Origin of the sequence: Sphaerisporangium siamense (assembly GCF_014205275.1) — a bacterium.
Classification (GTDB): domain Bacteria; phylum Actinomycetota; class Actinomycetes; order Streptosporangiales; family Streptosporangiaceae; genus Sphaerisporangium; species Sphaerisporangium siamense.
Window position 1 is genome coordinate 247975 of sequence record NZ_JACHND010000001.1, and the last position, 26831, is coordinate 274805.

At 72.1% G+C, this 26831-nt stretch carries 25 protein-coding genes; 9 read left to right on the top strand and 16 right to left on the bottom strand.

Annotated elements, in window-relative coordinates; all coding sequences use genetic code 11:
- Positions 1 to 86: 86 nt before the first annotated feature.
- Positions 87 to 1547 (bottom strand): FAD-dependent oxidoreductase, encoded by a 1461-nt coding sequence (locus BJ982_RS01130; RefSeq protein ID WP_184875709.1) that lies wholly within the window; start codon positions 1545 to 1547, stop codon positions 87 to 89.
- A gap of 389 nt (positions 1548 to 1936) precedes the next feature.
- On the opposite strand from BJ982_RS01130, the gene BJ982_RS01135 reads away from it, so the two are divergent.
- From BJ982_RS01135 to BJ982_RS01145, 3 genes are read left to right on the top strand one after another with little or no spacing between them, the layout of a single operon-like run.
- Positions 1937 to 3421, top strand: coding sequence for an FAD-dependent oxidoreductase (locus BJ982_RS01135; RefSeq protein ID WP_184875711.1), 1485 nt, complete (start codon positions 1937 to 1939; stop codon positions 3419 to 3421).
- Positions 3402 to 4946 carry an FAD-dependent oxidoreductase gene (locus BJ982_RS01140; protein WP_184875713.1) on the top strand — a complete coding sequence of 515 codons (1545 nt, stop codon included), beginning with the start codon at positions 3402 to 3404 and terminating at the stop codon, positions 4944 to 4946. The genes BJ982_RS01135 and BJ982_RS01140 overlap by 20 nt, the downstream gene beginning before the upstream one ends.
- Entirely contained in the window at positions 4943 to 5314 is a 372-nt protein-coding gene (locus BJ982_RS01145) for a nuclear transport factor 2 family protein (RefSeq protein ID WP_184875715.1), read from the top strand. The genes BJ982_RS01140 and BJ982_RS01145 overlap by 4 nt, the downstream gene beginning before the upstream one ends.
- 165 nt (positions 5315 to 5479) lie before the next feature.
- Here the strand turns inward: BJ982_RS01145 and hsaA are convergent, their stop codons facing one another.
- The 7 genes from hsaA to BJ982_RS01180 form a co-directional block, all read right to left on the bottom strand.
- Positions 5480 to 6700 carry a 3-hydroxy-9,10-secoandrosta-1,3,5(10)-triene-9,17-dione monooxygenase oxygenase subunit gene (gene hsaA / locus BJ982_RS01150; RefSeq protein WP_184875717.1) on the bottom strand — a complete coding sequence of 407 codons (1221 nt, stop codon included), beginning with the start codon at positions 6698 to 6700 and terminating at the stop codon, positions 5480 to 5482.
- Positions 6697 to 7719 (bottom strand): 4-hydroxy-2-oxovalerate aldolase, encoded by a 1023-nt coding sequence (dmpG, locus tag BJ982_RS01155; protein ID WP_184875719.1) that lies wholly within the window; start codon positions 7717 to 7719, stop codon positions 6697 to 6699. The genes hsaA and dmpG overlap by 4 nt, the downstream gene beginning before the upstream one ends.
- Positions 7720 to 7738: 19 nt before the next feature.
- Positions 7739 to 8641, bottom strand: coding sequence for an acetaldehyde dehydrogenase (acetylating) (locus BJ982_RS01160; RefSeq protein WP_184875721.1), 903 nt, complete (start codon positions 8639 to 8641; stop codon positions 7739 to 7741).
- A gap of 10 nt (positions 8642 to 8651) precedes the next feature.
- The gene (locus BJ982_RS01165; protein WP_184875723.1) at positions 8652 to 9452 is read right to left on the bottom strand and encodes a 2-keto-4-pentenoate hydratase; all 801 of its coding nucleotides are present in this window, start codon (positions 9450 to 9452) and stop codon (positions 8652 to 8654) included.
- Positions 9453 to 9519: 67 nt separating this feature from the next.
- Entirely contained in the window at positions 9520 to 10554 is a 1035-nt protein-coding gene (locus BJ982_RS01170) for a ferredoxin--NADP reductase (protein ID WP_184875725.1), read from the bottom strand.
- Positions 10551 to 12224, bottom strand: a complete 1674-nt coding sequence (locus tag BJ982_RS01175) for an FAD-binding protein (RefSeq protein ID WP_184875727.1) — start codon at positions 12222 to 12224, stop codon at positions 10551 to 10553. The genes BJ982_RS01170 and BJ982_RS01175 overlap by 4 nt, the downstream gene beginning before the upstream one ends.
- Complete coding sequence (locus BJ982_RS01180) at positions 12221 to 13090, bottom strand: alpha/beta fold hydrolase (protein WP_184875729.1); 870 nt, start codon at positions 13088 to 13090, stop codon at positions 12221 to 12223. Before BJ982_RS01180 ends, BJ982_RS01175 begins: the two co-directional genes overlap by 4 nt.
- 249 nt (positions 13091 to 13339) lie before the next feature.
- On the opposite strand from BJ982_RS01180, the gene BJ982_RS01185 reads away from it, so the two are divergent.
- The gene (locus BJ982_RS01185) at positions 13340 to 13942 is read left to right on the top strand and encodes a flavin reductase family protein (RefSeq protein ID WP_203959097.1); all 603 of its coding nucleotides are present in this window, start codon (positions 13340 to 13342) and stop codon (positions 13940 to 13942) included.
- A gap of 12 nt (positions 13943 to 13954) precedes the next feature.
- On the opposite strand, the gene BJ982_RS01190 is transcribed toward BJ982_RS01185, so the two are convergent.
- A complete protein-coding gene (locus BJ982_RS01190) occupies positions 13955 to 14848 on the bottom strand; it encodes an IclR family transcriptional regulator (protein WP_203959096.1) in 894 nt (297 codons plus the stop codon).
- 423 nt (positions 14849 to 15271) lie between these two features.
- The gene (locus BJ982_RS01195; protein ID WP_184875731.1) at positions 15272 to 16090 is read right to left on the bottom strand and encodes an enoyl-CoA hydratase/isomerase family protein; all 819 of its coding nucleotides are present in this window, start codon (positions 16088 to 16090) and stop codon (positions 15272 to 15274) included.
- Between the two features lie 417 nt (positions 16091 to 16507).
- Between BJ982_RS01195 and BJ982_RS01200 the strand changes: the two genes are divergently transcribed.
- Complete coding sequence (locus BJ982_RS01200; protein WP_184875733.1) at positions 16508 to 16840, top strand: DUF6247 family protein; 333 nt, start codon at positions 16508 to 16510, stop codon at positions 16838 to 16840.
- Between the two features lie 250 nt (positions 16841 to 17090).
- On the opposite strand, the gene BJ982_RS01205 is transcribed toward BJ982_RS01200, so the two are convergent.
- Entirely contained in the window at positions 17091 to 17759 is a 669-nt protein-coding gene (locus BJ982_RS01205) for a hypothetical protein (protein WP_184875735.1), read from the bottom strand.
- A gap of 147 nt (positions 17760 to 17906) precedes the next feature.
- Here BJ982_RS01205 and BJ982_RS01210 point away from each other — a divergent pair, with 147 nt between their 5' ends.
- Together BJ982_RS01210 and BJ982_RS01215 are read left to right on the top strand one after the other, a co-directional pair.
- The gene (locus BJ982_RS01210; RefSeq protein ID WP_184875737.1) at positions 17907 to 19043 is read left to right on the top strand and encodes a sensor histidine kinase; all 1137 of its coding nucleotides are present in this window, start codon (positions 17907 to 17909) and stop codon (positions 19041 to 19043) included.
- A complete protein-coding gene (locus BJ982_RS01215) occupies positions 19040 to 19726 on the top strand; it encodes a response regulator (protein ID WP_184875739.1) in 687 nt (228 codons plus the stop codon). The genes BJ982_RS01210 and BJ982_RS01215 overlap by 4 nt, the downstream gene beginning before the upstream one ends.
- Positions 19727 to 19842: 116 nt before the next feature.
- Here the strand turns inward: BJ982_RS01215 and BJ982_RS01220 are convergent, their stop codons facing one another.
- The 3 genes from BJ982_RS01220 to BJ982_RS01230 form a co-directional block, all read right to left on the bottom strand.
- Positions 19843 to 20088, bottom strand: a complete 246-nt coding sequence (locus BJ982_RS01220) for a hypothetical protein (protein WP_184875741.1) — start codon at positions 20086 to 20088, stop codon at positions 19843 to 19845.
- A 133-nt stretch (positions 20089 to 20221) separates the two neighbouring features.
- Positions 20222 to 20941 carry an MBL fold metallo-hydrolase gene (locus tag BJ982_RS01225; protein ID WP_184875743.1) on the bottom strand — a complete coding sequence of 240 codons (720 nt, stop codon included), beginning with the start codon at positions 20939 to 20941 and terminating at the stop codon, positions 20222 to 20224.
- Positions 20942 to 21578: 637 nt separating this feature from the next.
- On the bottom strand, positions 21579 to 22073 hold the full coding sequence (locus BJ982_RS01230) for a DUF4232 domain-containing protein (RefSeq protein WP_184875745.1): 495 nt from the start codon (positions 22071 to 22073) through the stop codon (positions 21579 to 21581).
- Between the two features lie 228 nt (positions 22074 to 22301).
- On the opposite strand from BJ982_RS01230, the gene BJ982_RS01235 reads away from it, so the two are divergent.
- Complete coding sequence (locus BJ982_RS01235; RefSeq protein WP_184875747.1) at positions 22302 to 23186, top strand: alpha/beta fold hydrolase; 885 nt, start codon at positions 22302 to 22304, stop codon at positions 23184 to 23186.
- Between the two features lie 13 nt (positions 23187 to 23199).
- Entirely contained in the window at positions 23200 to 23850 is a 651-nt protein-coding gene (locus tag BJ982_RS01240) for a histidine phosphatase family protein (RefSeq protein ID WP_184875749.1), read from the top strand.
- Between the two features lie 21 nt (positions 23851 to 23871).
- Here BJ982_RS01240 and BJ982_RS01245 read toward each other — a convergent pair whose 3' ends face one another.
- Together BJ982_RS01245 and BJ982_RS01250 are read right to left on the bottom strand one after the other, a co-directional pair.
- Complete coding sequence (locus BJ982_RS01245; protein ID WP_203959095.1) at positions 23872 to 24810, bottom strand: GNAT family N-acetyltransferase; 939 nt, start codon at positions 24808 to 24810, stop codon at positions 23872 to 23874.
- A gap of 274 nt (positions 24811 to 25084) precedes the next feature.
- The gene (locus BJ982_RS01250; protein WP_184875751.1) at positions 25085 to 26710 is read right to left on the bottom strand and encodes an amidase; all 1626 of its coding nucleotides are present in this window, start codon (positions 26708 to 26710) and stop codon (positions 25085 to 25087) included.
- Positions 26711 to 26831 lie beyond the last annotated feature (121 nt).

Consider the following 26831-nt stretch of genomic DNA (forward strand, 5'->3'; position numbering starts at 1 on the left):
CCCCGGCGCCGGGGAGCGGTCATCCCAGGCCCGGCGCGCTCGCCGGGCCCGGGGAGATCGTGGATGGATCGCGCCGGTAGGTACGTTCAGGCCGTCGCGACGGCCCGTCCGGCGCGGCGGCCGAAGAAGGTGCTGTCGCCCAGCGAGGTGCCGCTGCAGTACCCCCAGGACGGGATTCCGCTGGTCGTCCGGCCCGCGGCGAACAGCCCGGGGAGCGGGTCGCCCTCAAGGCCGAGGACCTCGCCCCGCGTGGAGGTGTGCAGGCCTCCGATGGTGAAGACCCCGTACGGCCCGTCCCGCAGGTCCAGCACGCCGTACGGCGGGACGAGCGGCCGCAACCACCGCGCCGCCTTGTGGCACTCGGGGTCCTCGCCCCGCGCGGCACCGGCGTTGTACGTCGCGACGGTGGCGGCCAGGACTTCGGGGGCGATGCCCATCTCCTTCGCCAGCTCGCCGAGGTCATCGGAGACCCAGGTGGGCTGGACGACGTGCTCGGCCTGGCGCGAGGCCTCCTCGTTCGTCGCCTCGTCGTAGAGCAGGAACGCCTTGCGGTCCTGCTGGAACAGCGTCGTCTGCCCCACTCGTCCGGGATAGGTGTCCTCGTTGATGAACCGGTGCCCGCGCCCGTTCAGCAGCAGGGACCGGAACAGCAGGGCGGGGTCGGCGGGGAAGGCCGACTGACCGGCCTCCATGTGCCGCACCGCCGCGCCGACCGCCTGGCCCATGCGGATGCCGCGGCCGTCGTCGTTGTCGGTGCCGACCAGGAAGTTGCCGGGGGCGGCCAGCTTCGGCGCGTGCTGGGCCAGCATCGCCGGGTTCGCCGCGAAACCGCCCGCCGCGAGGACGACGCCGCGCCAGGCCCGCACGAAGTAGCGCTCACCGAAGGACACGACCTCGGCTCCCACCACCCGCTCGCCGTCGACGACGAGCCGCTCGGTCCTGGTGTTGTAGCGCACCTCGACGCCGGCGCGCTCCTGCGTCGCCGCCAGGTGCTTCATCAGCATCCAGCCCGCCGACCGCTCGCCGGGCTGCTTGCCCTCCATGTCCACGATGTGGCCGCGGGGAGCGGGCGGGACCAGGTCGGCGAAGGGGTAGGCGTTCTCCCCGCCGGTGTACATCAGGCCGTACCCGGTCGGCGCCTCCCAGGATGGATTTGTCCACAGCTTGGGCACGAACGTGACGCCGCAGCGGACGAGCCAGTCGAAGTGCTCCAGGCTGCCCTCGCAGTAGACGGCGAGCTTGTCCTCGGCGGGGTCCGGCCCGGTGGCGAGCTTGAGGAAGGCGTACATCGCGTCCACGCTGTCCTCGAAGCCGCATGCCTTCTGCACGGAGGTCCCGCCGCCGAGGTAGATCTCGCCGCCGGACATGGCCGTGGCGCCGCCCCAGCCGCCGGCGGCGTCCACGACCAGGACCTCGGCGCCCGCCGCCACGGCCTCGATCGACGCGCTGGCTCCCGCGCACCCGTTCCCGGCGACCAGCACATCGGCCTCGGCGGCCCAGTGGTGGACCCGCGACACCGGTACCGGGGCGGTACTCGCCGTGCTCACGCGCTCTGCTCGCTTCCGGGTTCGGCGCCGCCGGTCGCGCCGGTCGGCGAATCAGTACCATCCATGATCAATTTCGGTCTCCGTCTCGGCATGGCCTCGCCCTTCACCGGACGTGCACGGTGAGAGGCATCCTGTGCTGGCGCCGACGTTAAAAGCACAGTGGGATGAGTCACACGAGGCGTCCCGATGAGCGGGACCACGCCGTGCGAAGTCCGTAACACGGGGTCCGTCCTCCGGCGACGCCGACCGCCGGCCGCCTGCCCGGCGAACCCGCGCGTCCTGCTGAGCGGGACGGCCTCAGGAGTGTCGCGAGCCCGTTGATTACCGTCCGGTTACCCGAAAGAGCACGCTCTACGGAATCCGGAGAGCCGATGCGGACGGAAGTGACGATGCCGTCATCCCCCCAACAATATGACCGGCAGACCGATGTGCTGATCCTCGGCGCGGGCGCGGCCGGCCTCGCCGCCGCCATCGCCGCCCGCGGGGCCGGCGCCGAGGTCCTGATCCTGGAGAAATGCCCGCCCGAGACCGCGGGCGGCAACACCCGCGTGTCGGGCGGAAGCTGGTTCGAGAACCTCGACGCGGGCCAGGCCGCGACCTATCTGCGCAGCCTGTGCGGGGACTTCCCGCTGCCCGAGGCGGTGCTCAGGACCTGGGCGGAGGAGACGCGGCACAACACCGGGTGGCTGCGGAGCCTCGGCGCGAACGTGGCCGTGAACGGCGCCTACACCCCGGAGTTCCCGCACCTCGACGGCGCGGACTGCTACGGCGGCTACCGCAGCGTGGACGGCAGGATGGGCGACCAGCTCCTGTACCGGTTCCTGGTCGACGCGGCGCTCGCCCACGGCGCCGAGATCCGCTACGCCACGCCCGGCCGGGAGCTGATCCTCGACGGCGCGACGGTGACGGGCGTGCTCGCCGAGTCCGCGGACGGGCCGCTGCGGGTGCGGGCCAGGACCGGCGTGGTGCTGGCGACCGGCGGGTTCGAGAACGACCCCGCCATGGTCCGCGACTACCTGCGGCTGGCGCCGTGCCCGGTCTGGGGCACCCCGGCCGCCACGGGTGACGGGCATCGGATGGCGCAGAAGGCCGGGGCCGACCTGTGGCACATGGGCAACATGACCGCGTTCAGCGGCATCCGCGTGCCCGGCTCGGAAACCGGCTTCTTCCTGGCGCCGCCCGCGGCGGGCTACATCTGGGTCGCGCCCGACGGGCGGCGGTTCGTCGACGAGGCCCCGGCGCTCGGCGGCCACGGCCAGCACCGGATCCGGGGCCGCGACGAGCTGCACCCGGCGCAGCCGGCGTACGTCGTCTTCGACGAGCGCACCCGCCGCGCCGGGCCGCTGTGCCCGCCCCGCACGTACCTCCCGGTCGGCTGGAAGGTGCTGATGGAGGGGTACGACTGGAGCCCCGACAACCAGGCCGAGATCGACCGCGGCTGGATCCGGCGCGCCGAGACCGTCGAAGCGCTGGCCGCCGAGCTGGGCATCGCTCCGGAGATCCTCGCCGAGACGGTCCGCGACTGGAACGCGGCCTGCGCCACCGGCCACGACGCCCGGTTCGGCCGCCGGCCGGAGAGCCTCACCCCGCTGGACCAGGGCCCCTACTACGCGTTCGAGCTGGCCCCGCTGCTGGGCTGGACCAGTGGCGGGCCGCGCAGGGACGAGCGCTGCCGGGTCCTGGACCCGTTCGGCGCGGCCATCCCCGGCCTGTACGCGGCGGGGTCGGTGAGCTCCACCTACAGCTGGGCGAAGGACGGCGGGTTCCACATCGCCGACGCGCTCGCCTTCGGACGGGTCGCCGGCCGCACGGCCGCCGCTCCGTCCGCCGACCTGAACGATCTGGAGGAGATCAATGCCGGTTCAGTGGGATGAGACCACCGACGTCTGCGTCGTGGGCTCCGGAGGCGCCGCGCTGACGGCGGCCTACACCGCGGCGGCGAACGGGGCGCGCACCCTGGTGCTGGAGAAGACCGAGTACTTCGGCGGCACCAGCGCCTACTCGGGGTCGGGCCTGTGGCTGCCGGGTAACCACATCCTGCGCCAGGCGGGCGTCGAGGACAGCGTGGCGAGCGGGCTGGAGTACTTCCGGGCCACCGTCGGCGACCGCTCCCCGGCGGCGCTGCAGGAGGCGTACGTGTCGACGGCGCCCGAGCTGGTGGAGTTCCTGGACCGCGACCCGGCGCTGGAGTTCGAGTTCCTGCCGTTCCCCGACTACTACACGGCTCCGGGGCACGTCGCCGGCGGCCGGGGGATCGTCCCCAAGCCGCTGCCGGCGGCCGAGCTCGGCGACAGGCTCGCCCAGGTGCGCCCGCCGATCTCGATCGACCAGTACGGCGTGCCACAGGACCGGGAGACGCTGAGCGGGGGTCAGGCCCTCGTCGGCCGGCTGCTGCTCGCGCTGGACCGCACCGGGAACGCCACCCTGCGGACCGGGACGCGGATGCGGTCGCTGGTGGTCGAGGACGGCCGGGTGGCCGGTGTGGAGGTCGAGCACGAGGGCCGCACCCTGTTCGTCCGCGCCGAACGCGGCGTGATCGTGGCCGCCGGCGGGTTCGAGCGCAACGCGGAGCTGCGGCGCGAGCTGCAGGGCCTGCCGGGCGGGGACTGGTCGTCGGCGGCGCCCGGGTCGAACACCGGGGACGCGCTCGCCGCGTTCCAGGCGCTCGGCGCCGCGATCGACCTCACCGACGAGGCGTGGTGGTGCCCGGCGGTGCTGTTCCCCAACGGCCACGCCGCCTTCACCCTGGGGCTGCGCGGAGGCATCTTCGTGAACGCCGCGGGCGAGCGCTTCGCCAACGAGTCCCTGCCCTACGACCAGATGGGCCACGAGATCCGCGCCGGGCACGCCACCGGGGTGTCGCACCTGCCGACCTGGTGGATCTTCGACGCCCGTTTCACGAGCACCCCGGGGATCACCCAGCCCGCTCCCGATCCCGAGACGTTCCAGGCGGCCGGCCTGTGGCGCACCGCCGACACCCTCACCGGTCTCGCCGAGCTGATCGGCGTCCCCGCCGACGTCCTCGGCAAGACCGTCACCCGGTTCAACGGGTTCGCCGCCTCCGGCGTGGACACCGACTTCCACCGCGGCGAAGCCCCCTACGACCGGTTCTTCGCGGCCGGTGACGGCCCGAACCCCGCCCTCGTCCCGATCGACCGGGCCCCGTTCCACGCGGTGCAGGTCGTGCTCGGCGACCTCGGCACCAAGGGCGGCGCGCGGATCGGCACGGACGGGCAGGTGCTCGGCGAGGACGGGGCCGAGATCCCCGGCGTGTACGCCATCGGCAACTCGGCCGCCTCGGTGGGCGGGCACGTCTACTCGGGCCCCGGCGTCCCGCTCGGCTCCGGGATGGTCTTCGGGTACCGCGCCGTCACCCGGATCCTGGCGGGGAGCCGATGAGCACCGAGAAGATCACCGACGCCGTCGTCCGTTACCTGGACGCCGTGGCGAACGGGACCGCGGACGACATCGCGGCGTGCTACGCGCCGGACGGGACGCTGGAGGACCCGGTGGGCAGCGAACCCCGCCGGGGCCGTGCGGCGATCCGCGAGTTCTATTCAGGACTGGAGGGCGCACGGCGGCGCACCGAGCTGCTGACCGTCCGGGTCGCCGGCGACAGCGCCGCCTTCCACTTCCGTGTACGGACCGAGCTGGCGGACCAGACGTTCGAGGTCGAGCCGATCGACGTGATGACCTTCGACGAGGAGCAGCGGATCACCAGCATGCGGGCGTTCTGGAGCCCCGGCGACATGCGGGTGGCGCGGTGACCGCCCGGCGGCGGTGAGGCGAGCCCGTCCCGCGGAGAAGCCCGGCACGTCCGCGAGCCGGGTTTCGGCTCGCCGCGCGCCGGGCTTCTCCATCGCCGTGGACAGGGCGGTCAGGTCGTCGCGGGGCGGGTTCCCGGCCGTCCGGGGTGGACGGAAGACCTGCCGTCAGACCAGTTGGTCCTCCACGGTCAGGCCGAACTCGCCCTTGCCGTACATGACCAGGGCGCGTTCGACGTCGTTGGCGACGTGCACGCTGCCCGCGTGCGCGTCCCGCCAGGCCCGCTCGATCGGGTTGCCGCGGGCGAGCGAGTTCCCCCCGGCGGTCTTGAAGAGGATGTCGACCGCCTCCAGCGCCCGCTCGGTGGCGCGGACCTGGTCCCTGCGGACGCGGAGCCGCAGCTCCATCGGGATCCGCTCGCCCCGGGCGGCGTGCTGGTACACCTCGCGCAGGTTGTGGTCGGTCTGCAGCACCGCGGCGTCGATCTCCGACGCCGCCCGGGCCACCGCGACCTGGGCGAACGCGTCCTCGGCGAACCGGCCGCCGCCCAGGCTGAGACGCACCCGGTCGCGCATGGCGGTGACGTAGGCCCGGTGGCACCCGGCCGCCACGCCGACCACGGGAGCGGTGACCGCGTTGGTGAAGACGCTGCCGAACGGCATCCGGTAGAGCGGGCCGGTGTTCACCTTCTGCCCGGGACCGCGCAGCCGCGCCTGCTCGTGGCCGCGCAGGACGCGGTGCCCGGGCACGAACGCCCGCTCGACGATGATGTCGTTGCTGGCGGTGCCGCGCAGCCCGACCACGTCCCACACGTCCTCGATCGCGTAGTCCGCCCGGGGGACGAGCGCGGTCATGAAGTCCACCGGCCTGCCGTGACTCTCCACCACCAGGCCGCCGACCAGCGCCCACGACGCGTGCTCGCAGCCGGAGGAGAAGCGCCACCGGCCGGAGAGCTCGTACCCGCCCTCGACCGGGACGAGCCGCCCGACGGGAGCGTAGGAGGAGGACACGAGCGCGTCCTGATCCGGGCCCCACACCTCCTGCTGCGCGGCCGGATGGAACAGGCCGAGCTGCCACGGGTGCACGCCGAGCACGGAGACCACCCAGCCCGTGGAGCCGCAGGCCGCGGAGATCTCCCGGACGACCCGGAAGAAGTCGGCGGGGTCGCGCTCGGCGCCGCCGTGCCTTCTGGGCTGCAGCATCCGGAAGACCCCGGTGCCGAGCAGTTCCCGGATCGACTCCGGCGGCACCCGCCGGTTCTCGTCCGCCGACGCGGCACGCGCCGCGATGCCCGGCAGCAGCGCGCGCACCGCCGCCAGAACGTCGTCGCCCTCCGGCGGGACGCGTCCCCCACGACGGTCCCGCGCGTGTGCCGCGCCCGCGCTCATCGCCGTGCCGCGAGGGCGACCGCGATCTCGATGAGCTGGTCCTCCTGGCCGCCGACGAGCTTGCGCCGCCCGGCCTCGATGAGGATCTCGGCGCCCGACACGCCGTACTTCCTCGCCTGGCGGTCGGCGTGCTTGAGGAAGCTGGAGTAGACGCCGGCGTACCCCATGGTGAGCGACAGCCGGTCGAGCAGGCACTCGCCGTCCATGACAGGCCGGACGACGTCCTCGGCGGCGTCGATGATCTTCAGGGTGTCGACGCCGGTGCGGATGCCGAGCTTCTCGGCGACCGCGACGAAGCCCTCCACGGGCGTGTTGCCGGCGCCCGCGCCGAACCTCCGCGTCGAGCCGTCGATCTGCAGCGCCCCCGCCCGCACGGCGATGACCGAGTTGGCCACGCCGAGGCCGAGGTTCTCGTGGCCGTGGAAGCCGACCTGGGCGTCGGAGCCGAGCTCGGCCACGAGCGCGGCGATCCGGTCGCCGGTCTCCTCCATGATCAGCGCGCCGGCCGAGTCGACGACGTACACGCACTGGCAGCCGGCGTCGGCCATGATGCGGGCCTGCCGGGCCAGGACCTCGGGCGGCTGGCTGTGCGCCATCATCAGGAACCCGACCGTCTCCAGGCCGAGCCGCCTGGCCAGCCCGAAGTGCTGGACGGAGATGTCGGCCTCGGTGCAGTGGGTGGCGATCCTGCAGATGCTCGCGCCGTTGTCGGCGGCCTCGCGGATGTCGTCCTGGAGTCCCAGTCCGGGCAGCATCAGGAACGCGATCCGCGCGCGCGTCGCCGTCGCCACCGCGGTCTTGATCAGTTCCTGCTCGGGGGTGTGGCTGAAGCCGTAGTTGAACGACGAGCCGCCGAGCCCGTCGCCGTGGGTGACCTCGATCACCGGCACGCCCGCGTCGTCGAGGGCCGCGACGATGGACCGGACGTGCTCGACCGTGAACTGGTGCTGCTTGGCGTGCGAGCCGTCGCGCAGCGACGAGTCGGTGATCCGGATGTCGAGGTCGGCGCTGTAAGGCATGGAAGGGATCCCCCTGGGACTAGGAGCGCTCGGCGAGGACGCGCCGCGCGAAGCCTTCGCCGACCTTGGCGGCGGCGGCGGTCATGATGTCGAGGTTGCCGGAGTACGGCGGGAGGAAGTCGCCCGCGCCCTCGACCTCGATGAACACGGCGACCCTGGCCAGCCCGCCGCTCACCGGTGTGGGGTCGTCGAACTGCGGCTCGGCGCGCAGCCGGTATCCGGGCACGTACGACGCCACGACGGCGGCCATCTCCTTGATCGAGGCCGCGATGGCCTCGCGGTCGGCGTCGGGCGGGATGGCGCAGAACACGGTGTCCTGCATGAGCATCGGCGGCTCCGCCGGGTTGAGGATGATGATGGCCTTGCCCTTGCGCGCGCCGCCGATCGTCTCGATGCCCCGCGCGGTGGTACGGGTGAACTCGTCGATGTTGGCCCGCGTGCCGGGGCCCGCCGACGGGGAGGCCACGCTGGCGACGATCTCCGCGTAGGCCACCTCGGCCACCCGTGAGACGGAGTACACGATCGGGATCGTCGCCTGGCCGCCGCAGGTGATCAGGCTGACGTTGGGCGTGTCGAGGTGCGCCCCGAGGTTGACCGCGGGCACCACCGCCGGGCCGAGCGCGGCCGGGGTCAGGTCGACGGCGGGGATGCCGAGCGCCTCGTACTTGGGCGCGTTCTCCTTGTGCACGTACGCGGAGGTCGCCTCGAACACGATGTCGGGCCGCACGGTCTCGGCGAGCAGCCGGTCGACGCCTTCGGCCGAGGCGATCAGGCCCGCCTCGGCGGCCCGCTTCAGGCCGGGACTGTCCGGATCGATGCCGATCATCCAGCGCGGCTCGATCACGTCGGAACGGAGCAACTTGTACATCAGGTCGGTCCCGATGTTGCCCGAACCCACGATCGCGGCGGTCGCCTTGGTCACTGTGTCACCCTTATTCGAATCGAGCGGTCACGGAGCCGAGCCCGGCGAACTCGGCGCGGAAGACGTCGGCGGCGCGCGCGTCGACGGCCCGGGTGCAGGACCCGGGGAGGATGACGTGCCCGGCTTCGAGCTTCACGCCGAAGGAGGCCACCTTCCTGGCCAGCCAGGCGACGGCGGTGGTGGGGTCGCCGAGCACGGCGCTGGTGTTGCCCCTGGTGATCTCGGTGTCCCCGGCGTACAGCACGACGTCGATGTCGGCGATGTCCATGCCCGCGGCCGTCAGCTCGGCCGGGGTCATCCGGGCGTCACCCAGGATCACGCCGGCCGAGGAGGCGTTGTCGGCGATCGTGTCGGCCAGGCGGATCCGCCAGTCCCGGACGCGGCTGTCGATCAGCTCGATGCTCGGCACGACGTACTCGGTGGCGGCGAGCACGTCCTCCTCGGTGCACCCTTCGCCGGGCAGGCTCGCGCCGAGCACGTAGCCGATCTCCACCTCGATGCGGGGGTAGCAGTACCGCCCGGCCGGGATCGGCACGTCCTCGGGCAGCACCATCGTGTCGAGCAGATGACCGTAGTCGGGCTCGTCCACCCCCATCATCCGCTGCATCACCGGGGACGAGAGCCCTACCTTGTGCCCGTACACCCGGGCCCCGGCGGCGAGGCGGCGGCGGATGTTGATGAGCTGGATCTCGTAGGCGTCCACCACGTCGATGCCCGGGTAGGCGTTGGTCGGCGGTTCGATCGGCGCGCGGTCCCGCTCGGCCTCCCAGAGCCGTTCGGCCACGGACGCGCGTTGCGTCCCATCCAGCATCAGGTCCTCCTGCGGTCGTGTCCCGCGTCCGCGCCGGGGCGGAGCGGGTGGTCGATGGCGACGGGGCTCACCCGTCGTACGTGATCTTGACGTGGTCGCTGACCGGGGTGGCCTGGCAGGACAGGGTCAGCCCGTCGGCGAGGTCCTGGTCGTCGAGGATCGTGTTGCGTTCCAGCGCCACCTCGCCCTCCAGCAGGACGCAGGCGCAGGCGCTGCACGACCCTTCGCGGCACGAGTACGGCGCCTCCATGCCGGCCGCCAGCATCACGTCGAGCAGCTTGGTGTCCTTCGGCCAGGTCAGCGTCCGCTTCTCGCCGTCGAGCTCGACCTCCACGGTGCCGCCGGGGCCCGAGGGGTCGATCACCGGCTCGGGCGCGGCGAACGGGTCGGCGGCCAGCGACTCGAAACGCTCGACGTTGACCCGCCGCCGCGGGACGCCCAGGCCGGTGAGCACCTGGACGGCGAGGTCCATGAACGGGCCGGGGCCGCAGACGAACGCCTCCCGGCCGGCGTACGGCCGGGTGAGCGCGGCCAGCGCGGCCGGGCCGGGCAGGCCCTGCACCGACTCCAGCCAGTGGACGACGGTGAGCCGCTCGCCGTGCTCGGCGCTCAGCGCGATCAGCTCGTCGCGGAAGATCACCGAGTTCTCGTCCCGGTTGGCGTACACCAGGGCGACCGCGCCGGTCCCGGCGTGCAGGCACGACTTGAGGATGGACATGACCGGGGTGATGCCGCTGCCGCCGGCCAGCAGCAGCAGGTCCTCGTCCAGCGAGGCGGGGACGAACGTGCCCGCCGGGCGCAGCACCTCCAGCACGTCGCCCTCGGTGACGTGGTCGCAGATCCAGTTGGACCCGTAGCCGCCCCGGGTGCGCTTCACCGTCACCTTGAGCTTCTCGTCGCACAGCGGGGAGCTGCTCAGGGAGTAGCAGCGCGCCGCGCCCTCCGGACGGGTGGTCGGCACCCGGACGGTGAGGAACTGGCCCGGCCGGTAGCCGAAGCGGGCGTGGTCGCCGTCGGCGGGTTCCAGCACCAGCGAGTGCGCGTCGGCGGTCTCGCGGATGACCTCGACGACGCGGGCCCGCAGCGTTCCCGCCCTGGTCACGTCCGGGACTCCGCGGCGGCGGTACGGGACCGCAGGGCGGCGTGCCGGGCGGCGATGTACCCGAACACCATGGAGGGGCCGATCGTCGCGCCAGGGCCGGCGTACTCGTTGCCCATGACCGAGGCGGAGGTGTTCCCGGTGGCGTACAGCCCCTCGATGACCGAGCCGTCGGGCCGCAGCACCCGGCTGTGCTCGTCGCAGACCAGCCCGCCCTTGGTGCCGAGATCCCCGGCCTCGACGCGGAACGCGTAGAACGGCGCCTTGTCGATCACGTCCAGGTTCGGGTTCTTCAGGGTGGGGTCGCCGTAATAGCGGTCGTAGGCGCTGTCGCCGCGGCCGAAGTCCTCGTCCTTGCCCGCCCTGGCGAACCCGTTGAACCGCTCGACGGTCTCGGTCAGCGCACCGGCCGGGACGCCGATCTCGCCGGCCAGCTCGGCGAGCGTGCCGGCCCGGAAGGCGATGCCCTGCTCGTAGAAGGCCTCCGGGATCGGCATCCCGGGGAGGATCTGCGCGAACGGGTACCGCGCCCGGGCCTTGGCGTCCATCACGAACCACACGGGCACGTGCTCACCGTCGAGTTGGTCGTGGACGAAGTTGACGTACGGGGAGGACTCGTTGGTGAACCGCCGCCCCTCCGAGGACACGATGACCGACGGCGGGATGCACCGCTCGGACACCAGCGGGATGACCGCGCCCGCCGGGTGCCGCACGGCGGGCATCCACCAGGCGTCGTCCATCAGGCCGAGGGCCCCGCCGGCCCGCTCCCCCGCCAGGATGCCGTCGCCGGTGTTCTCCGCGGCGCCCATGCCGAAGTCGGCCTGGCCGCCGTAGGGCAGGTACTTGTCGCGCATCTCCTGGTTGTGGTCGAAACCTCCGGTCGCCAGCAGCACGCCGTGCCTGCCGCGGATCCGGACGGTCTCGCCGTCGCGCCGGGCGACGATGCCGGTGACGACACCGTCCTCGATGACGAGCTCGGTCATCGGCGTCCGCAGCCACAGCGGGATCCGCGCGTCCTTCAGGACCATCCGCAGCCGGGCGACGAGCGCGCGTCCGCCGGTGGACATGTGGCGGCGGCGGACCAGGTTAGAGGAGACCCGCCAGGCGGCCACGACCGTCGTCCAGCGGCCGCGCCAGGTCCGCTTGACCATGGCCAGGTCGTGGTAGTCCTTGCTGGTGACCCACAGGCCCAGCGGGCCCTTCATGCCGTTGGGGCGCTGGTACTTCTCGTCCTCGCCCAGCGCCCGGGTGTCGAAGGGCACCGGCTCGATCGACCGGCCCAGCGGCCTGCCGCCCTCCAGCTCGGGGTGGTAGTCGGCGTATCCCTTGGTCCAGAAGAACCGCATCCACTTGCTCTTGGCGAGCAGTTCCATCGTGGCGGGCCCGTTGTCCACGAACGCGTCGATCCGGGCCGCGGGGACCCTGCCCTCGGTCAGCAGGCCGAGGTAGCGGCGGATGGACTCGCGGCTGTCGTCATGTCCCTTGGCCCGCAGGGTGGGGTTGTTGGGAATCCAGACGCCGCCACCGGAGACCCCGGTGCTGCCGCCGAACACGGCGCCCTTCTCGACCACCACGGTGGACAGGCCGGCGTCGTGCGCGGTCAACGCGGCCGTCATGCCGCCGCCGCCACTGCCGACGACGACGAGGTCGAACTCGTGGTCCCAGCCGCTCACCGCTCGTCCTTCCGGGTGAGGAAGGACAGGACGACGCTCTCCCAGGCGGCCTTCTGCTCGATCATCGCCCAGTGGCCGCAGTCGGAGAAGATGTGCACCTCGACGTCGGGGATGGCCCGCATCGGCAGGATCGCCATGTCGACCGGGCTGACGCGGTCGTCGCGGCCCCAGGTGATCAGCGTCTTGGCCTTGATCTTGTGCAGCATCGCCCAGTACGGCGGCGCGTCCGAGGCGGCCGCGGCCGCCATGGCGGCGGTGAACGCGGCCCGGCTGTACATCCGGCGCGCGCCGGCCAGCGTGGCCGGTTCGGTGGCCAGCGCCCAGCGCTCCTCGATCAGCTCCTCGGTGATCAGGGACCGGTCGTAGACCATGGAATGCAGCCACTGGACGAGCCGCTCGCGGCTGGGGTCGTCGGTGAACTGCATCAGCAGCTCGATGCCCTCACCGGGGGACGGGCTGAACAGGTTCCTGCCGACGCCGCCGATGGTGACCAGCCGGCGCACGCGGTCGGGATGGGCGATCGCCACCTGGGCGCCCACCCCGCCGCCCATGGAGTTGCCGATCACGTCCACCTGCCGCAGCCCGAGTCCGTCGAGGAAGGGGATGACCGCGGCCTGGGCGGCCACCGCGGGATGCATATCGGTGGGATGGCTGACCCCGAACCCGGGGAACTCCAGGATCAGGCAGCGGAAACGCTCGGCCAGGACCGCCAGGTTGCCGCGGAAGTTCCGCCAGCCTGTGACTCCGGGTCCCGAACCATGCAGAAGCAGCAGCGGCGGACCGTCGCCGGCCTCGTGGTAGCGCAGCACACCCTGGTCGGTCGCAAGTTCCCGCGCCGTCGAATCATAGGTCAGCTCGGTGAGCATTCGTCCGTCCCATCCATCGGAGTATCGGCTTCGGGGAAGGTAGCCCGCGAAGCCGGGCGAACGGGGCGTCCTTCCCGATGAGTGAGACCCGGCCCGCTCCCCGCCCGGAACGGGGCCGGAACACCGGACGGCGCGCGACGGCGCTTCCGCTCAGCGGGATCCGGTCCGGACGCGGCGCCCGATGGCCCGTAACTTCGTCACCCCGGGCCGCCGATGGGGCGGCGCCCGACGTTTCCCGAGGTGAACCACATGACAGCCGAGCACGCGCTCGTTGTGGAGGCTACCGGCGTGACCCCTCCAGACCCTACGGAGATGCGGCGGGCGATGAGCCTGTTCGCGAGCGGCGTGACGGTCATCACCGGCATCGACGAAGGAGAGCCGGTGGGATTCGCGTGCCAGGCGTTCGCGTCGGTGTCGCTCGAACCGCCGCTGATCCTGTTCTGTGCCGGGCACGGGAGCCGGACCTGGCCCAGGATCAGGAAGTCCGGGCGGTTCACCGTGAACGTGCTGGGCGAAGACCAGACCGACCTGTGCGCCCGGTTCGGCTCCAGTGCGGGCAGGAAGTACGACGGGCTCGACTGGGAGCCGTCCCGCTGGGGCACTCCGGTGTTGCCCGGCGCGCTGCTGCGCGTGCACGCCGAGGTCGGCGACGTGCACACCGCCGGGGACCACGATGTCGTGATCGGGCGGGTCCTGGAGCTGGAGCGGGGCGCCGAACGGCGTCCCCTGGTGTTCTACCGCGGCCGGTTCGGTGTCGACCACGACAGGGACGCCGATCAGGCGCTGTTCGCTCCCGGCCTGTGGGGCTGGGCGGACCACTGGGACTGGAACCGCGTGGGCCAGGGGGAGTGAACCGGCCGTGCCTCACAGCCAGCCGTCGGTGCCGCCCATGCTGAGCCAGCGGTCCATGGTCTCCGTCGACCAGGTCCGCCCCTGCACCCGGGCGGCCTGACGGGAGCGTCCCCGCTGGTCGTCCTCACAGGAGAAGAGGGCGAGCGACGCCTGCCGGGCCGCGTCCACCACCAGCGGGGCGACGTTCTCCAGCGGCGTCTGGCTGTCGCCGACGAGAGAGATGCTCGCCACGGGGCCCTCCTGGCCACGGATCGCCGCGGCCGCGCAGGCGATGGCGGGGAAGCTCTCGCCGCGTTCGAAGGCCAGCCCTTGGCGCCGCCGGATGCGGTGGAGTTCCTGGTGCAGGGTGCCGAGGTCGCCGATCGTCCGGCTGGTGAGCCGGCTGATCCTGTCGTGGACCAGTTCCTCGACCCGCTCGGGCTCCAGCCAGGCGAGGATCGCCTTGCCCAGCGCGGTGGAGTGCGCCGGGGCCCGGCCGCCGACGCGTGAGGGCACGGCGAGGGCGAAGCGCCCGCCGACCTTGTCCAGGTAGAAGACCTCAGGGCCGTCCAGGACCGCGAGGTGGACCACCATGCCGGTTCTCATCTGCAGGTCGTGCAGCAGCGGCGCGGCGGCCTCGCGGATCTCCCCGTGGCTGCCGTCGCCACCGCCGAGCCCGAGGGCCCGCTTGCCCAGGCTGTAGCCCGAGGAGGTGTGCTCCAGCCACTGGAGTCGTACGAGTTGGTCAAGGATGCGATGCGCCGTCGAGCGCGGCAGGTGCGTGCACCGGGCCACGTCCTCCAGCGTGAGGTGGGTGAAACGTCCATCGAACGCGTCGATGATCAGCGTCATCCGCTCGACCATCGACGGCGGGAGCTCTCGCCGCGCGGACGTCGCTTGGCCTGGCTCGGCAGAGAGAGCGGTCATCACATCTCCCCAGAACTGAAATGAATTCTTGTTTTGAATGTAGCAACGAGATGGACATCAGGGAAGAGAGTGAAGAAGATCACAGAAAGCGAGCTTTCGCCGGATTCGTCCCTAGCCGTGAGCCGCCAACCACACCCGCCTGCACCCGAGAGGAGTTCCGGGTGGCGGGAAGCGCCCCGCCACGCCGCCTGGGGACGTGTTCCACCGAACTGAATGGGATTCAAGCCATGTGTAACATCCACCCGGTAGTGCGTCAACGTACACAGAGCCGTCACGGGACCGAAACCAGCCAAGGGCGGCCGAGTCCCGCGACGACACCTGCATCCACGGGCGTGTTCAGCACGGCGACTGTCCGAAACCCCAAAGGGCGACGGTCCGCATCGGAGGCCGCCGCACAGTGAACACCCTTCAGATGTGAGGCTCTCAGCCCGGGGGGCGTGGCCTTTCCTGGCCGCGGGTCCAGGCGGGGTCGCGACGCTCGGCGAAGGCCCGGGGCCCTTCGGCCGCGTCCTCGCTGCCGCCCATCACGAACTGGAACATCTCCGCGAAACGCCACTGCTGCTCGACGCTCAGCTCCCGGCCCTCGCGCACGACACGCTTGATGAACCGCACGGCCAGTGGCGACCCCTGCAGGATCTGCGCGACCACCTCGTCCACCTGCGCGTCCAGCCCGTCCGCGTCGTCGGCCAGCGCCTGCACGAGCCCGATCTGGTGCGCGCGCTCCGCGGTCATCCGCGCGCCCGTCAGGTGCAGCCACAGGGCTTCGCCGAGCGGGACGGCCCGCGACACGTGCGCCAGGCCGGCTCCGCCCATCAGGCCGCGGCGCGGCTCGGGCAGCCCGAACGTGGAGGAGCGGGTCGCGACGCGCACGTCGCACAGCATCGCCAGCTCCAGCCCCCCGCCCAGGCAGTAGCCGTCGATCGCGGCGACGACCGGCGCGGCGCACCTCGCCACGGCGTCGAACCCGGGAAGCCGGCCCGGGCGGGGGACGTCCGGGTAGGCGCGCGGACCCCGCCGCGCCGCCCCTCCCCCGGCGTCCCGCAGGTCGAACCCGGAGGAGAAGGCACGCCCGCCCGCACCGCTGATCACGATGACGCCGACGCCGTCGTCCGCGTCGAGCTCGGCCACGACCCGCTCCAGCTCCGCCAGCACCGTCACGCTCAGCGCGTTGTGCACCTCGGGCCTGTTCAGCACCACCCTGGCGCAGCCCGCGTCCCGGTGAACGGTCAGTTCGTCTCCCATGCACCCTCCAGGTTCACGCGGCGACAGGCGGACCGCGGCGCCCGTGCCGCGGTCCGCCCCGCCCTTCCGCGCGACCCAGTTCAGCAGCGAACCGCCCACCGGCGTACGCCCAGTCCCGCTGAGCGGGCGCCCCCCGATCCCCGGCGGCGAGCCCGCCTCGTCTCAGCGCGCGCCGGCGGGGTGTTGGGACGTCACACGGGAGACGACGATCTCGGCGGGCCTGCCCAGGACCTGTTCCAGATCAGGTGACCGCCTCTCCGGGGCGCCGGCGCGCACCTGTCCGGTCAGCCATCCCATGAGGCCCGAACCGGTATCCGCCACTCCTCTTCCCGCCGATCGACCGTCGCGCCAGGATCGAGGCAGCCCATCACGCCCTTACTCGGTAGGCTCTAGCTACAAGGGACGGGAGGCGCGACCATGACGGCACAACCCCAGGACTTCACCCCTTCCGGCTCGCCCATTCCGGAGAGGAACCTGCGAGCCATACGTGCCGCCCTGATCGTGCCCCAGGACCGTACGGCGTTCGACTCAGGACTGAAGACGGTCTTGGACGAGGTGCGAGTGACCCTGGACCTCGGTGCGCTGAACGACTTCGTCCATCGGTGGTGGATCACCGCGTGCGACTCGGCGAAAGATCCCGAGGGGCGCCGCCAGATGCACGCGAAGGCCGCACAGATCCTCACCGGCGAACCCACTTCCACGGGAAGACCGTGGCGTGAGGTACTCGCCGCGCGCGGAGTCGAGCTGTAGGTGTACGTAGTCATCCTCGACCCGATCGCCGAGGAACAAATCGCCGCTCTTCCCGAACAGGCCCTGTCCCCCCTCGCCGAACTGTTCACCCTGCTTGAGACCGCACCATGGAGTGGTCGGGGGTACGACCCGGCCAATCCAAAGGGCAACATGCTCACTCACACCTCGGCGAACGCGGCCTGGTCACGTATGTGGTCATGGACGAGCAGCGTGAGGCGTACATCATTCGCATCGAGTGGCCCTGAGGACTTCAGTGCTCAGCTCCGGTTCTGGCCGGGGACCACTGCTCGTCCGGCATGCGGATGAGGGAGACGCCGACGGCGCCGAAGACGACCAGCAGGAGGACGGGGCCGCCCAGGCCGAGGATGAGGTTCCAGGAGCTGGCGCCGACGAGCCAGATCGCGATGCCGGCGAGCACCCCGGCCGGGAACCACCAGCCGGCCCGGCCCGCCCTGGCGTACGCGACGGCGACCAGGACCAGGCCGAGGAAGGAGCCGATCATCCCGGGCAGCTGCCAGGCGGCGATCATCGCGGGCTGCGCCGCGTCCTGCATCAGCTTCTCGGCCTGGTCGACGGGCAGGTTCCGGAACAGGACGATGTCGAAGAAGTCGGAGATCATGAGGCTGGAGAAGTTGATGAGGCCGAGGACGGCCACCACTCCGGCGATGTGGGCGAGCACGACGCCCTTGCGGCGCACCAGGTGGACGAGCCCGATGACCCCGGGCACCCACAGCACCCAGGCGTAGTGCAGGAGCGTCGCGCTGACGCCGACCGCCACCGGGTTGTTCGCGTACACCAGCGGGTCGTCCACGCCGGGCCGGGTGGGGTCGGCGGCCATGCCGAGGAGCAGGCAGAGCGGGGCGAGGACGAGGCTTGCGCCCGCCGCGACGCGGCGGAACGAGTTCGCGTGGGAAATCATGCGGAGACCGTAGAAATCGATGCCCCGTCCCGTCGTCAAAGCACTCGTTGATCCGGGGTCCTCCTGGAGGCGGAGGCGCACGGGGCGCGCGTGGCGGCACGCCGACCCGTGGAACGGTACCGCGACGGCCGCGGCTAACCTTCGCTCATGTTCCGTCGCAATCCCCCCACGCTCGCCGACTGGCTGGTCGCGGGCGTCGTGGGCCTGTTCGCGATCGCCGAGGAGATCAGCGGGCGCACGGCCGCCCCGTCCCGTGAGCACCTCGCGCCGTGGGTCGTCGTCGGCGCCGCGGCCGCGGTCCTGGTGCTGTTCCGGCGCCGGGCGCCCTTCGCCGTCCTGCTGATCTACTCGGGCGCGAGCATCGTCTCGTTCGCCCTGCTGCGCGAGTCCCCCGCCGCCTGGCAGTTCTACACGCAGCTCGTGCTGCTGTTCACGCTCCTGTCGGAGGCGCCGTCGCGCGGCGCCAGGGCCGCGACCGGGCTGGCCGCGACCGGCGGCTACCTGTTCTTCATGTTCTCCAACTCCTCCCCTCCTCCCGGGTGGGGCGACGTCGCCGTGGGGCTGGTCATGTCCGCGATCGCCGGCGGCGCCGGGGTGGCGGTGCGACGCCACCGGGTGCTCGCCGTGCAGGCCGCCGAGCGCGGGGAGCTGCTAGCCCGCGAGGCCGTGTCGGAGGAGCGCGCCCGTATCGCCCGCGAGCTGCACGACATCGTGGCGCACAGCGTCAGCGTGATGACGATGCAGGCCGGCGGCGTACGGCTGATGCTCGGCGAGGAGCAGGAACGGGAGCGGCGGATGCTCACCACGGTCGAGGAGACGGGCCGGGAGGCCGTCGACGAACTGCGGCGCATGCTGGGGCTGCTGCGCGGGTCGCGCGACGACGAGCTCGACGGGCAGCCCCGGCTCGACCGGCTGGACGACCTGCTCGACCAGGTCCGCGCGGCGGGGCTGGAGGTGACGCTCGACGTGCGGGGCGAGCCGGTGCGGCTGCCCGCGGGACTCGATTTGTCCGCCTACCGCATCGTGCAGGAGGCGCTGACCAACACCCTCAAGCACGCGGGCCCGACGAAGGCCGCGGTGACCGTCGGATACCACCCGCACGAGCTCCACCTGGAGGTGGTGGACCAGGGGCCGCGCGGAAACCCGGCGCGGGCCGCCGCCGCACGGGAGGGCGGGCACGGCCTGATCGGCATGCGGGAGCGGGCCGCGCTGTTCCGGGGCACGCTGACCACGGGGCCGCTGGGCTCCGGCGGGTTCGCGGTGCGGGCGGTGCTTCCCCTGTGACCGGGCCCGCCGCGGGTGGCGGCCCGGTCGGGATCCTCATCGCCGACGACCAGGCGATGATCAGGGCCGGGCTGCGCCTGGTGATCGGCACCCAGCCCGACCTGTCCGTGCTCGGCGAGGCGTCCGACGGGGAGCGTGCCGTGGAACTGGCGAGAAGCCTGCGGCCCGACGTCGTGCTCCTGGACATCGCGATGCCGCGCGTGGACGGGCTGGAGGCGGCCCGGCGGATAATCGCCGCGCCGGACCCGCCCCGGGTGATCATGCTGACGACGTACGACACCGACGAGAACCTCGACCGCGCGCTGCACTCCGGCGTCAGCGGCTTCCTGCTCAAGGTGTCGCCGCCCGAGCACCTGTTCGCGGCGATCCGCAGCGCGGCGCGGGGCGGCATGCTGCTCGACCCGACCGTCACACGGCGGGTGATCGACGCCTACCGGCGCACCCCGGCGGCCCCCGCCGCCTCCGACTCCGGGTTGACCGCGCGGGAGGAGCAGGTGCTCCGCCTCGTCGCGCAGGGCCTGTCCAACGCCGAGATCGCCACGGCACTGTTCATCAGCCACGCCACGGTGTCCACGCACATCAACCGCCTGCTGGCCAAGCTCTCCCTGCGCGACCGGGCCCAGGCCGTCCGATACGCCTACGAGACCGGCATCGTCCGCCCCGGCTCCCCGGAGCCCGACTAGACGGAAACCCTTTCATCCCGCTTCCTCCCATGGCTTGTCGGCGCTCCCGGCGTGCGGACACATGACGAGGCCCCCGGAGCACTCCTGCTCCGGGGGCCTCGTCCGTGTGCCGGTCGTCACGGGACGTAGAGGTACCAACGGCCGTTCCGCAGGAAGCAGTACCCGCCGGACCCGGAGGCCGCCACCGAGCACTGGCGCAGGTCCCAGTAGGGGCCGTAGGTGGCCGCCGCCGTGGTGACGGACGCCTTGGGGGTGGACGACGGCGCGGTGGCCGCGTGCGCGGTGAGGGGAAGGGCGAGGGCGGCGAGGACGAGGCTGACGCCCACGGCCGCACGACGAATCGGATTCGCGGTGATTTCCATGGGTCAAAGGTAGGAAGCGGACCCGTCCCCGGTCGTCAAAGCCGTCTTTGATCCCCCGTCCACCGCCAGGCGGATATCCGTCCGCCAGGACGTCCTCCACCCGGCCCACCGCCGCCTTCCGCCCGCCGACGTCTCACAGCCAGTCCTTCTCCGGAGTGGACGCTTTCAGCAGAGCGCCGGCGCCCTCCACGACCGGGTCGCCGTGCGGGACGCACAGTGTCTCCACGTCCAGCTCCGCCAGCCGGTGGAAGGACGCGATGGCCTCCTGCCTGGCCACGTTGAACGGCCCGAGGATCACGCGTCCCTCCGCGGCGGCGACATTGTCGCCCGGGAAGAGCACGCCGCTGGAAGGCAGATGGAGCGCGACGCTCCCCGGGGTGTGCCCGGGCACGTGCAGAACCCGCACGGTCTCCCCCCAGCCGTCGAGGACGTCGCCGTCCCGCAGTTCCACATCCACCTCCACATGCCTCAGGGGCGGGAGCCCGGCCGCGGCGAACCCCGCCATGACCTGCTCGTGGAGAACACGCTCGGAGTCGGTGAAGGTCACCTCGGGTTCCGGGCGCAGCCCACGGATGACCGGGGCGTCCGCGGCTCCGGCCAGCACGCGGGCGCCGGTCGCCTCGACCAGGTCCGCGGCCGACCCCATGTGGTCGACGTGACCGTGAGTCAGCACGATCTCCCGGACGTCCCGGGGCCGGGCGCCGACCTGCGCCAGAGCATCGAGGATCTCAGGCGCGGATCCCGGCACACCGGTGTCGATCAGCGCGTATCCGCCGGGTATTCGAACGAGGTAGACGTGTCCGACAGGAGAAGGGAACTGCCATATGACCGGTGTGACCTGAACAGGACGCATGGCGCGACGCTAAAAGAAGGCCACGAACTTTTCGATACTTCTGCGCTGAAAGCGAAGCCCCTCCGCCGAACGCGAAACCAACCCCCTGCACGCGACACACGTCGCGCGGCAGGTAGTTCGCTGGTCACGCCGAGCACACTTCTCATCTCGCGCGACTCGCGGGCGCTTACAGCCAGCAAACGCCCACACGAAGGCATTGAAGTGATCGAGCCCACCCCGTGCGGGCTCGCCGTGGCCGGCCACCGTAAGCCCACCCAACAAGTGCGCACCTGTCGCGCTGCACGCGGGCGCGCAGTTGTGGGTGGGATCACGGTGCTCGGCCACGACGGCGCCGCACGGGTGGGCTCCACACACCTCAACCACCACGCCCCTCTCCTCATCGCCCCCGCCATACAGCCGACCCGCCAGACACCTGCGCGAAGGCATTGAAGTGATCAAGCCCACCCGTGCGGGCTCGCCGTGGTCGGCCGCCGTAAGCCCGCCCAACTAGTGCGCAACTACTGACGGCGCGAAGCCCCAACAGCCCGAAGCACAACAGCGCGAACCCCACAGCCCGAAGCCCGACGGCGCGAACCCCACGGCCCGAGATCAACCACCCCAGGTGAACACCCGCGCGACCATCCGCCGCGCGGAGTGGTCAGCGGAAGGGGGTGGTGTCGATGCGGCCGTCGTCGCAGACGGTGGCGGTGAAGGGGATTTCCAGGTGGGCGATCTCGTCGGGGGGGATGATCATGAGGCGGGCGGCCGGGGGGCAGGTTCTCTCGTCGCCCGTGGTCATCACGGTCCAGTGCAGGGTGGAGCGTGCGGCGCGTCCGGGTCGGAGGGTGACGCGGTGCGGGACGGTGTTCGTCCTGCGGGTCCTGGTGCGGAGGGCGTCACCCTTGGCGTCGATCATGACGAGGCCGGCGAAGCCGTAGACCCAGCACGTCCTGGCCGAGGTGTTGGTGAGCACCAGCGGCACGTACCGCTGGCCGGCCCCGGAGTCGAGCCGGCCGAGGCTCGCCTTGAGCTGCGTCGTACGGCAACGTGCCGGCGCGGCCTCCTTGGCCGCCTGGGCCTGGGCGGGGACGCCGGAGGCGGCGAGCGCCGCGAGCAGGGCGATCGACAGGACGAACGGTGTACGCGTCTTCACAGCGAATAGGACGCGCGGCCCGGGCGTCTTGTTCACGGCGAGATTCCGCTTCCACGTCCCGGATCCAATCGGATTGGACGCGCGGCCTGGGTGCCTGTTCGCGGCGAGATCTTCCTCTCACGTCCCGGGTCCATCAGGCCGTCCACAGATTCGTCGATATCACCTCCCCAGCTCTCGAACTGGTGTACGATTCCGCGCCATGACGAGCATCGATGAAGGGTTGACCGCATGACCGACCCCAGGACCCACACCCTTGAGGTCCCCGGCTGCGTCCTGCGTTACGACGTGCGGGAGGCGGCCGAGACGAGCACCGCGCCGATCCTGCTGATGATCGGGTCGCCGATGGACGCGAGCGGGTTCGCCGCCCTCGCCGAGCGCTTCCAGGACCGCACGGTGGTGACCTACGACCCGCGCGGGGTCGGGCGCAGCGAGCGGACGGACGGCGCCGCCGAGTCCACCCCCGACCTGCACGCGGACGACCTGCACCGGCTGATCGCCGCGCTCGGCGGCGGGCCCGTCGAGATCTTCGCCAGCAGCGGGGGCGCCGTCAACGCGCTCGCGCTGGTGGCCCGGCATCCGGAGCAGGTGCGCACGCTCGTGGCGCACGAGCCGCCCGCCTTCCAGACCCTGCCGGACCGGGAGCGGGCGCTCGCCGCCGTCGCGGACATCCGCCGCACCTACGAGCGGGACGGTTTCGGGCCGGCCATGGCGAAGTTCATCGTGTTCGCCGGCCTGCGCGGCGAGATCCCCGCTGACTTCGCCGACCGCCCCGTGCCGAGCCCGGCCGAGTTCGGCCTGCCCACGGAGGACGACGGCTCCCGGGACGACCCGCTGTTCCGGCAGAACTGCATGACGTGCACCCACTACGCGCACGACTTCGGCGCGCTGCGCGCCGCGCCCACCCGTATCGTCCTCGGCGTCGGCGCCGAGTCGGAGGGTGAGGTGGCCAACCGCGCGGGCGCTGCGGTGGCGGAACGGCTCGGCACGAAGCCCGTGGTCTTCCCCAGCCACCACGGTGGCTTCGCCGACGGCACGTTCGGCATGCCAGGAGACCCGGACGCCTTCGCCGCCACGCTGCGTCAGGCACTGGCCGAGGGGGATGGCTCCGCTTGACATGATTCGTCGTATGCGGACCCGCATCTTCTTCGTGCGTCACGGTGAATCCATCCATGCCGAACAGGGCGTCATCGGAGGGCCGCAAGGATGTCAGGGCCTCACCGCGCGAGGACGACGGCAGGCCGCGCGGCTCGGGCGGTGGATCACCGAGGAGATCGGGGACGATACGGCGTCCGTCCATTCCTCGACCCTCCGGCGGGCCGTGGAGACGGCCGCGGCGATCGCGGCCGTCGGCGGCCTGCCCGTCTCCCAGGACTGCGGGCTCTGCACGTGGCACACCCCGCCCGAGGCGGACGGGCTCACCCACGCCGAGTTCGCGAGGCGTCTCGGCACGGAGGGCGGCGGCGTCTACCGGCCCTTCCAGGTTGGCAATGAGACCTGGGCCGAAATGGTGACACGGACCAGTCGCGCCGTCGTCGACCTCGCCCACCGCCATCGAGGCGAGACACTCGTCATAGTCGGCCACGCCGAGACGGTCGAGATCTCGTTCAACGCCCTGGGGCTGTTGCCGGTCCACCGCTCCTTCGATCTGAAGGTGTCCCCCGCCTCGATGACCGAATGGGTGACCGACCAGGACCCCACCCAATGGCCACCGCCCCGATGGACGCTGTCCCGTTTCAACCAGTCCGCCCCCGCAGAGGACGTTCCGGCCTCGGGGTGACGGCCATCGGGGGCGAGCCGATCAGGACCAGGTCATGGTGATGAGCCGCTGGTAGGTGATGTAGCCCGCGCGGTGGAAGGCGTCGGCCATGGGGACGTTGCCGACGTCCGTGGCGGCCCGGATGCGGGGCGCGCCGCGCGCGGCGAGGACGCGGGTGCCTTCGGCGAGGATCTCGTCGATGTAGCCGTTGCCGCGGTGGCGGGGCAGGACGCCGATGTAGGCGATGATCGGGTTGTAGTCGTTGCGGGCCGGGAAGACGAACCCGACCGGCTCACCGCCCGGCAGGGTCGCGACCCGCCACCAGTCTTCCGGGGTCGGATAGCGGGCGAGTTCGTCCTCGTAGTGCCGGGTCGCCGCCTCCCTGGGCGACATCCGGGTGAGGTCGTCGCGGCCGTGGGCGTCCAGGGTCCCGTCCAAGACCGAGGTCATCAGCGACACGATCTCGTCGCGGCCGGCGAAGGGCCGGAAGGCCAGCCGTCCGCCGGGCTCGGGCAGCGGCGTCCCGGCGCGCCATTCCAGGGAGAGCCGCTCGACGAACAGGCGGGCGCCGGTCCGCTCCAGTGCGGTCATGCGCGCGTGCACGGCGTGCCGGGTCGCGGTCTCCGCACGCCAGTCGGACGGGGCGAAGCAGATGTATTCGGGCGCAGACGCCCCGGCCGGCAGGACGCCGGCCATGGCCGTCCGCAGGAGCAGCTCGCCGGTGTCGAGGTCGCCGGCGTCGTCGAGGTCGAAGACGTCCAGGCAGTACGGCGTGTCGTCGCCCGCCCGCCCCCACCAGGCGACACGTCCGGCGAGGCGGTCACCCCGCAGCGCCACCCACATCCATTCGGGACGGCGGCGACGGGCGTCGAGGTCGCCGGCCAGTTCGTCGTTGAGGACGCAGGGCAGCCGGTTGAAGAGGCCGAGTTCTTCGCGCCCGGTGATCGGGCGCATGGTCAGGTCGTTCTGTTCCACGGTCAAGGCACACTCCGGGTGAGAGCGCCGCGTCCGCACGAGGGTCAGGACAGGTCCGCACCCCGGGAGGACGTCGGCGCGGTGAGCTTGGGGTTCATCGGCTCGTCCCTCCTCTCGTGTTCTGGTGCCCGGCGCGTGTGCCGGGGTGTCTCGCCGAGATTTGTATCCGGGCCGCGGGCGCGCCGGCAACTGATTTCGTTCGACCGTCGCCGCCGCGGACGTCCGCGCACGCCGCCCCCTCCGCGTTCGACGGGGCGGCGTGCGGCGAGGACGCCGGGGCTCAGGGCAGCGTACGCAGGTAGGTCGGGGGCTTGCGCACGTGGGCGGCCTGCTCGAACGCGTAGCCCAGGGCGATCAGGGTCGGCTCGGACAGCCGGCCGCCGAAGAAGGTGACGCCGAGCGGCAGCACGCTCCTGGCGTATCCGCCGGGGACCGTGATCGCGGGGTAGCCGGACATGGCCGAGGGCGAGGAGGAGGCGACGAAGCCGGTGAAGTCGTCGCCCTTGGTCAGGCTGGTCACCCAGGCGGCGTTGTTGGTCGGCGCGAGCACCGCGTCGAGCCGGTTCTCGGCCACCACGGAGTCGATCGCCTTACGGGAGAGCGAGGTCGCCTTGTCCCTGAACGCGCGGTACTCGGGGTCGGTCAGGTCGCCGGTGGTCGCCTGCGCCTGTTCGAACAGTTCCTGCCCGAAGTAGCGGAGCTCGGTCGAGGCGTGCCGCTTGTTGAACTCGATCAGCCCGGCCAGGTCGTCGGGGTGCCGTCCGGGCGTGGCGGCCAGGTAGGCGTTGACGTCGTGCTTGAACTCGGTGAGCAGGGCCGGGTACTCGGCCTCGCCCGCCTGGTCCATCCCCGGCAGTTCGAGGCCGTCGACCACGGTCGCGCCGCGCGCCCGGAGCGTGGCGACGGCGGCGTCCAGGGCGGCGATCGCCTCCTGGTTGTCGCCCGCCGCCGAGCGCCAGACGCCGATGCGCTTGCCGGCCAGCGCGTCGGGCTTGAGCGCCTTGAGGTAGTCGCGGGCGCCGTCCGGCACGGTGGCCGGGTCGCGCGGGTCCACGCCCTGGATGACCGAGAGGACGGCGGCGGCGTCGGTGACGTTCCTGGTGATCGGGCCCGCGGTGTCCTGGGCCAGGGAGAGCGGCACCACTCCGGCGCGGCTGACCAGGCCGAGGGTGGGTTTGATGCCGACGACGCCGTTGACGCTCGCCGGGCAGACGATCGAGCCGTCGGTCTCGGTGCCGATGGTGACCGCGGCCAGGCTCGCGGCGGCGGCGACCGCCGAGCCGCTGCTGGACCCGCAGGGGTTGCGGTCCAGGACGTAGGGGTTGTTGGTCTGGCCGCCGACCCCGCTCCAGCCGCTGGAGGACGGGCTGGAGCGGAAGTTGGCCCATTCCGACAGGTTGGCCTTGCCGAGGATCACGGCGCCGGCGCCGCGCAGCCGCTGGACCAGGTAGGCGTCCCGGGTCGGGCGGGCCCCGGCGAGCGCGAGCGAGCCCGCGGTCGTGCGGAGCGGTCCCGCGGTGTCGATGTTGTCCTTGAGCAGGACGGGGATGCCTTCCAACGCGCCGTGCGCGCCGCGGCGGCGCCGCAGGTCGCTCTGCCGCGCCTCCTGGAGAGCCGCGGGGTTGGTGGCGATGACCGCGTGCAGCAGCGGGTCCACCGCGCGGATGCGGTCGAGGTAGAACCGCGTGAGCGTCACCGAGTCGAAGTGGCCCCGGTCCATGGCGCGCTGCATGTCCAGGACGGTCGCGCGGTCGAGGTCCAGTCCGCGCAGGACGGTGCCGGAGGCCAGGGTGGTGCCGGAGGAGGGGGGTGCGGCCGCCTCGTGGGCGTGTGCCGGAGCCGCCACGGACAGCCCCGCGGCGAGTGATAACGCCGCCAGCCATCGCGCGGGATGCGTGAAAGTCATGAACGATCAGCGTAGCGATCGGACTCAGAACTGAAAACATTCTTAACTGAAGAGTCCGAGGGCCGGCGCGGGACGCCGCCGTACGCCGCCCGGGGTACGTCCGGCCCGCCCGCTCCGGCGG

What these genes read in the sequence shown, in the direction of transcription:
- BJ982_RS01195 (WP_184875731.1), bottom strand. Translation starts at nt 16,090, where the DNA reads ATGGGAGACGAACTGACCGTTCACCGGGACGCGGGCTGCGCCAGGGTG.
- BJ982_RS01180 (WP_184875729.1), bottom strand. Translation starts at nt 13,090, where the DNA reads ATGCTCACCGAGCTGACCTATGATTCGACGGCGCGGGAACTTGCGACC.
- dmpG (WP_184875719.1), bottom strand. Translation starts at nt 7,719, where the DNA reads ATGCCTTACAGCGCCGACCTCGACATCCGGATCACCGACTCGTCGCTG.
- BJ982_RS01135 (WP_184875711.1), top strand. Translation starts at nt 1,937, where the DNA reads ATGCCGTCATCCCCCCAACAATATGACCGGCAGACCGATGTGCTGATC.
- BJ982_RS01140 (WP_184875713.1), top strand. Translation starts at nt 3,402, where the DNA reads ATGCCGGTTCAGTGGGATGAGACCACCGACGTCTGCGTCGTGGGCTCC.
- BJ982_RS01225 (WP_184875743.1), bottom strand. Translation starts at nt 20,941, where the DNA reads ATGCGTCCTGTTCAGGTCACACCGGTCATATGGCAGTTCCCTTCTCCT.
- BJ982_RS01165 (WP_184875723.1), bottom strand. Translation starts at nt 9,452, where the DNA reads ATGCTGGATGGGACGCAACGCGCGTCCGTGGCCGAACGGCTCTGGGAG.
- BJ982_RS01210 (WP_184875737.1), top strand. Translation starts at nt 17,907, where the DNA reads ATGTTCCGTCGCAATCCCCCCACGCTCGCCGACTGGCTGGTCGCGGGC.
- BJ982_RS01205 (WP_184875735.1), bottom strand. Translation starts at nt 17,759, where the DNA reads ATGATTTCCCACGCGAACTCGTTCCGCCGCGTCGCGGCGGGCGCAAGC.
- BJ982_RS01190 (WP_203959096.1), bottom strand. Translation starts at nt 14,848, where the DNA reads ATGACCGCTCTCTCTGCCGAGCCAGGCCAAGCGACGTCCGCGCGGCGA.
- hsaA (WP_184875717.1), bottom strand. Translation starts at nt 6,700, where the DNA reads ATGAGCGCGGGCGCGGCACACGCGCGGGACCGTCGTGGGGGACGCGTC.
- BJ982_RS01250 (WP_184875751.1), bottom strand. Translation starts at nt 26,710, where the DNA reads ATGACTTTCACGCATCCCGCGCGATGGCTGGCGGCGTTATCACTCGCC.
- BJ982_RS01220 (WP_184875741.1), bottom strand. Translation starts at nt 20,088, where the DNA reads ATGGAAATCACCGCGAATCCGATTCGTCGTGCGGCCGTGGGCGTCAGC.
- BJ982_RS01235 (WP_184875747.1), top strand. Translation starts at nt 22,302, where the DNA reads ATGACCGACCCCAGGACCCACACCCTTGAGGTCCCCGGCTGCGTCCTG.
- BJ982_RS01240 (WP_184875749.1), top strand. Translation starts at nt 23,200, where the DNA reads ATGCGGACCCGCATCTTCTTCGTGCGTCACGGTGAATCCATCCATGCC.
- BJ982_RS01185 (WP_203959097.1), top strand. Translation starts at nt 13,340, where the DNA reads ATGACAGCCGAGCACGCGCTCGTTGTGGAGGCTACCGGCGTGACCCCT.
- BJ982_RS01145 (WP_184875715.1), top strand. Translation starts at nt 4,943, where the DNA reads ATGAGCACCGAGAAGATCACCGACGCCGTCGTCCGTTACCTGGACGCC.
- BJ982_RS01200 (WP_184875733.1), top strand. Translation starts at nt 16,508, where the DNA reads ATGACGGCACAACCCCAGGACTTCACCCCTTCCGGCTCGCCCATTCCG.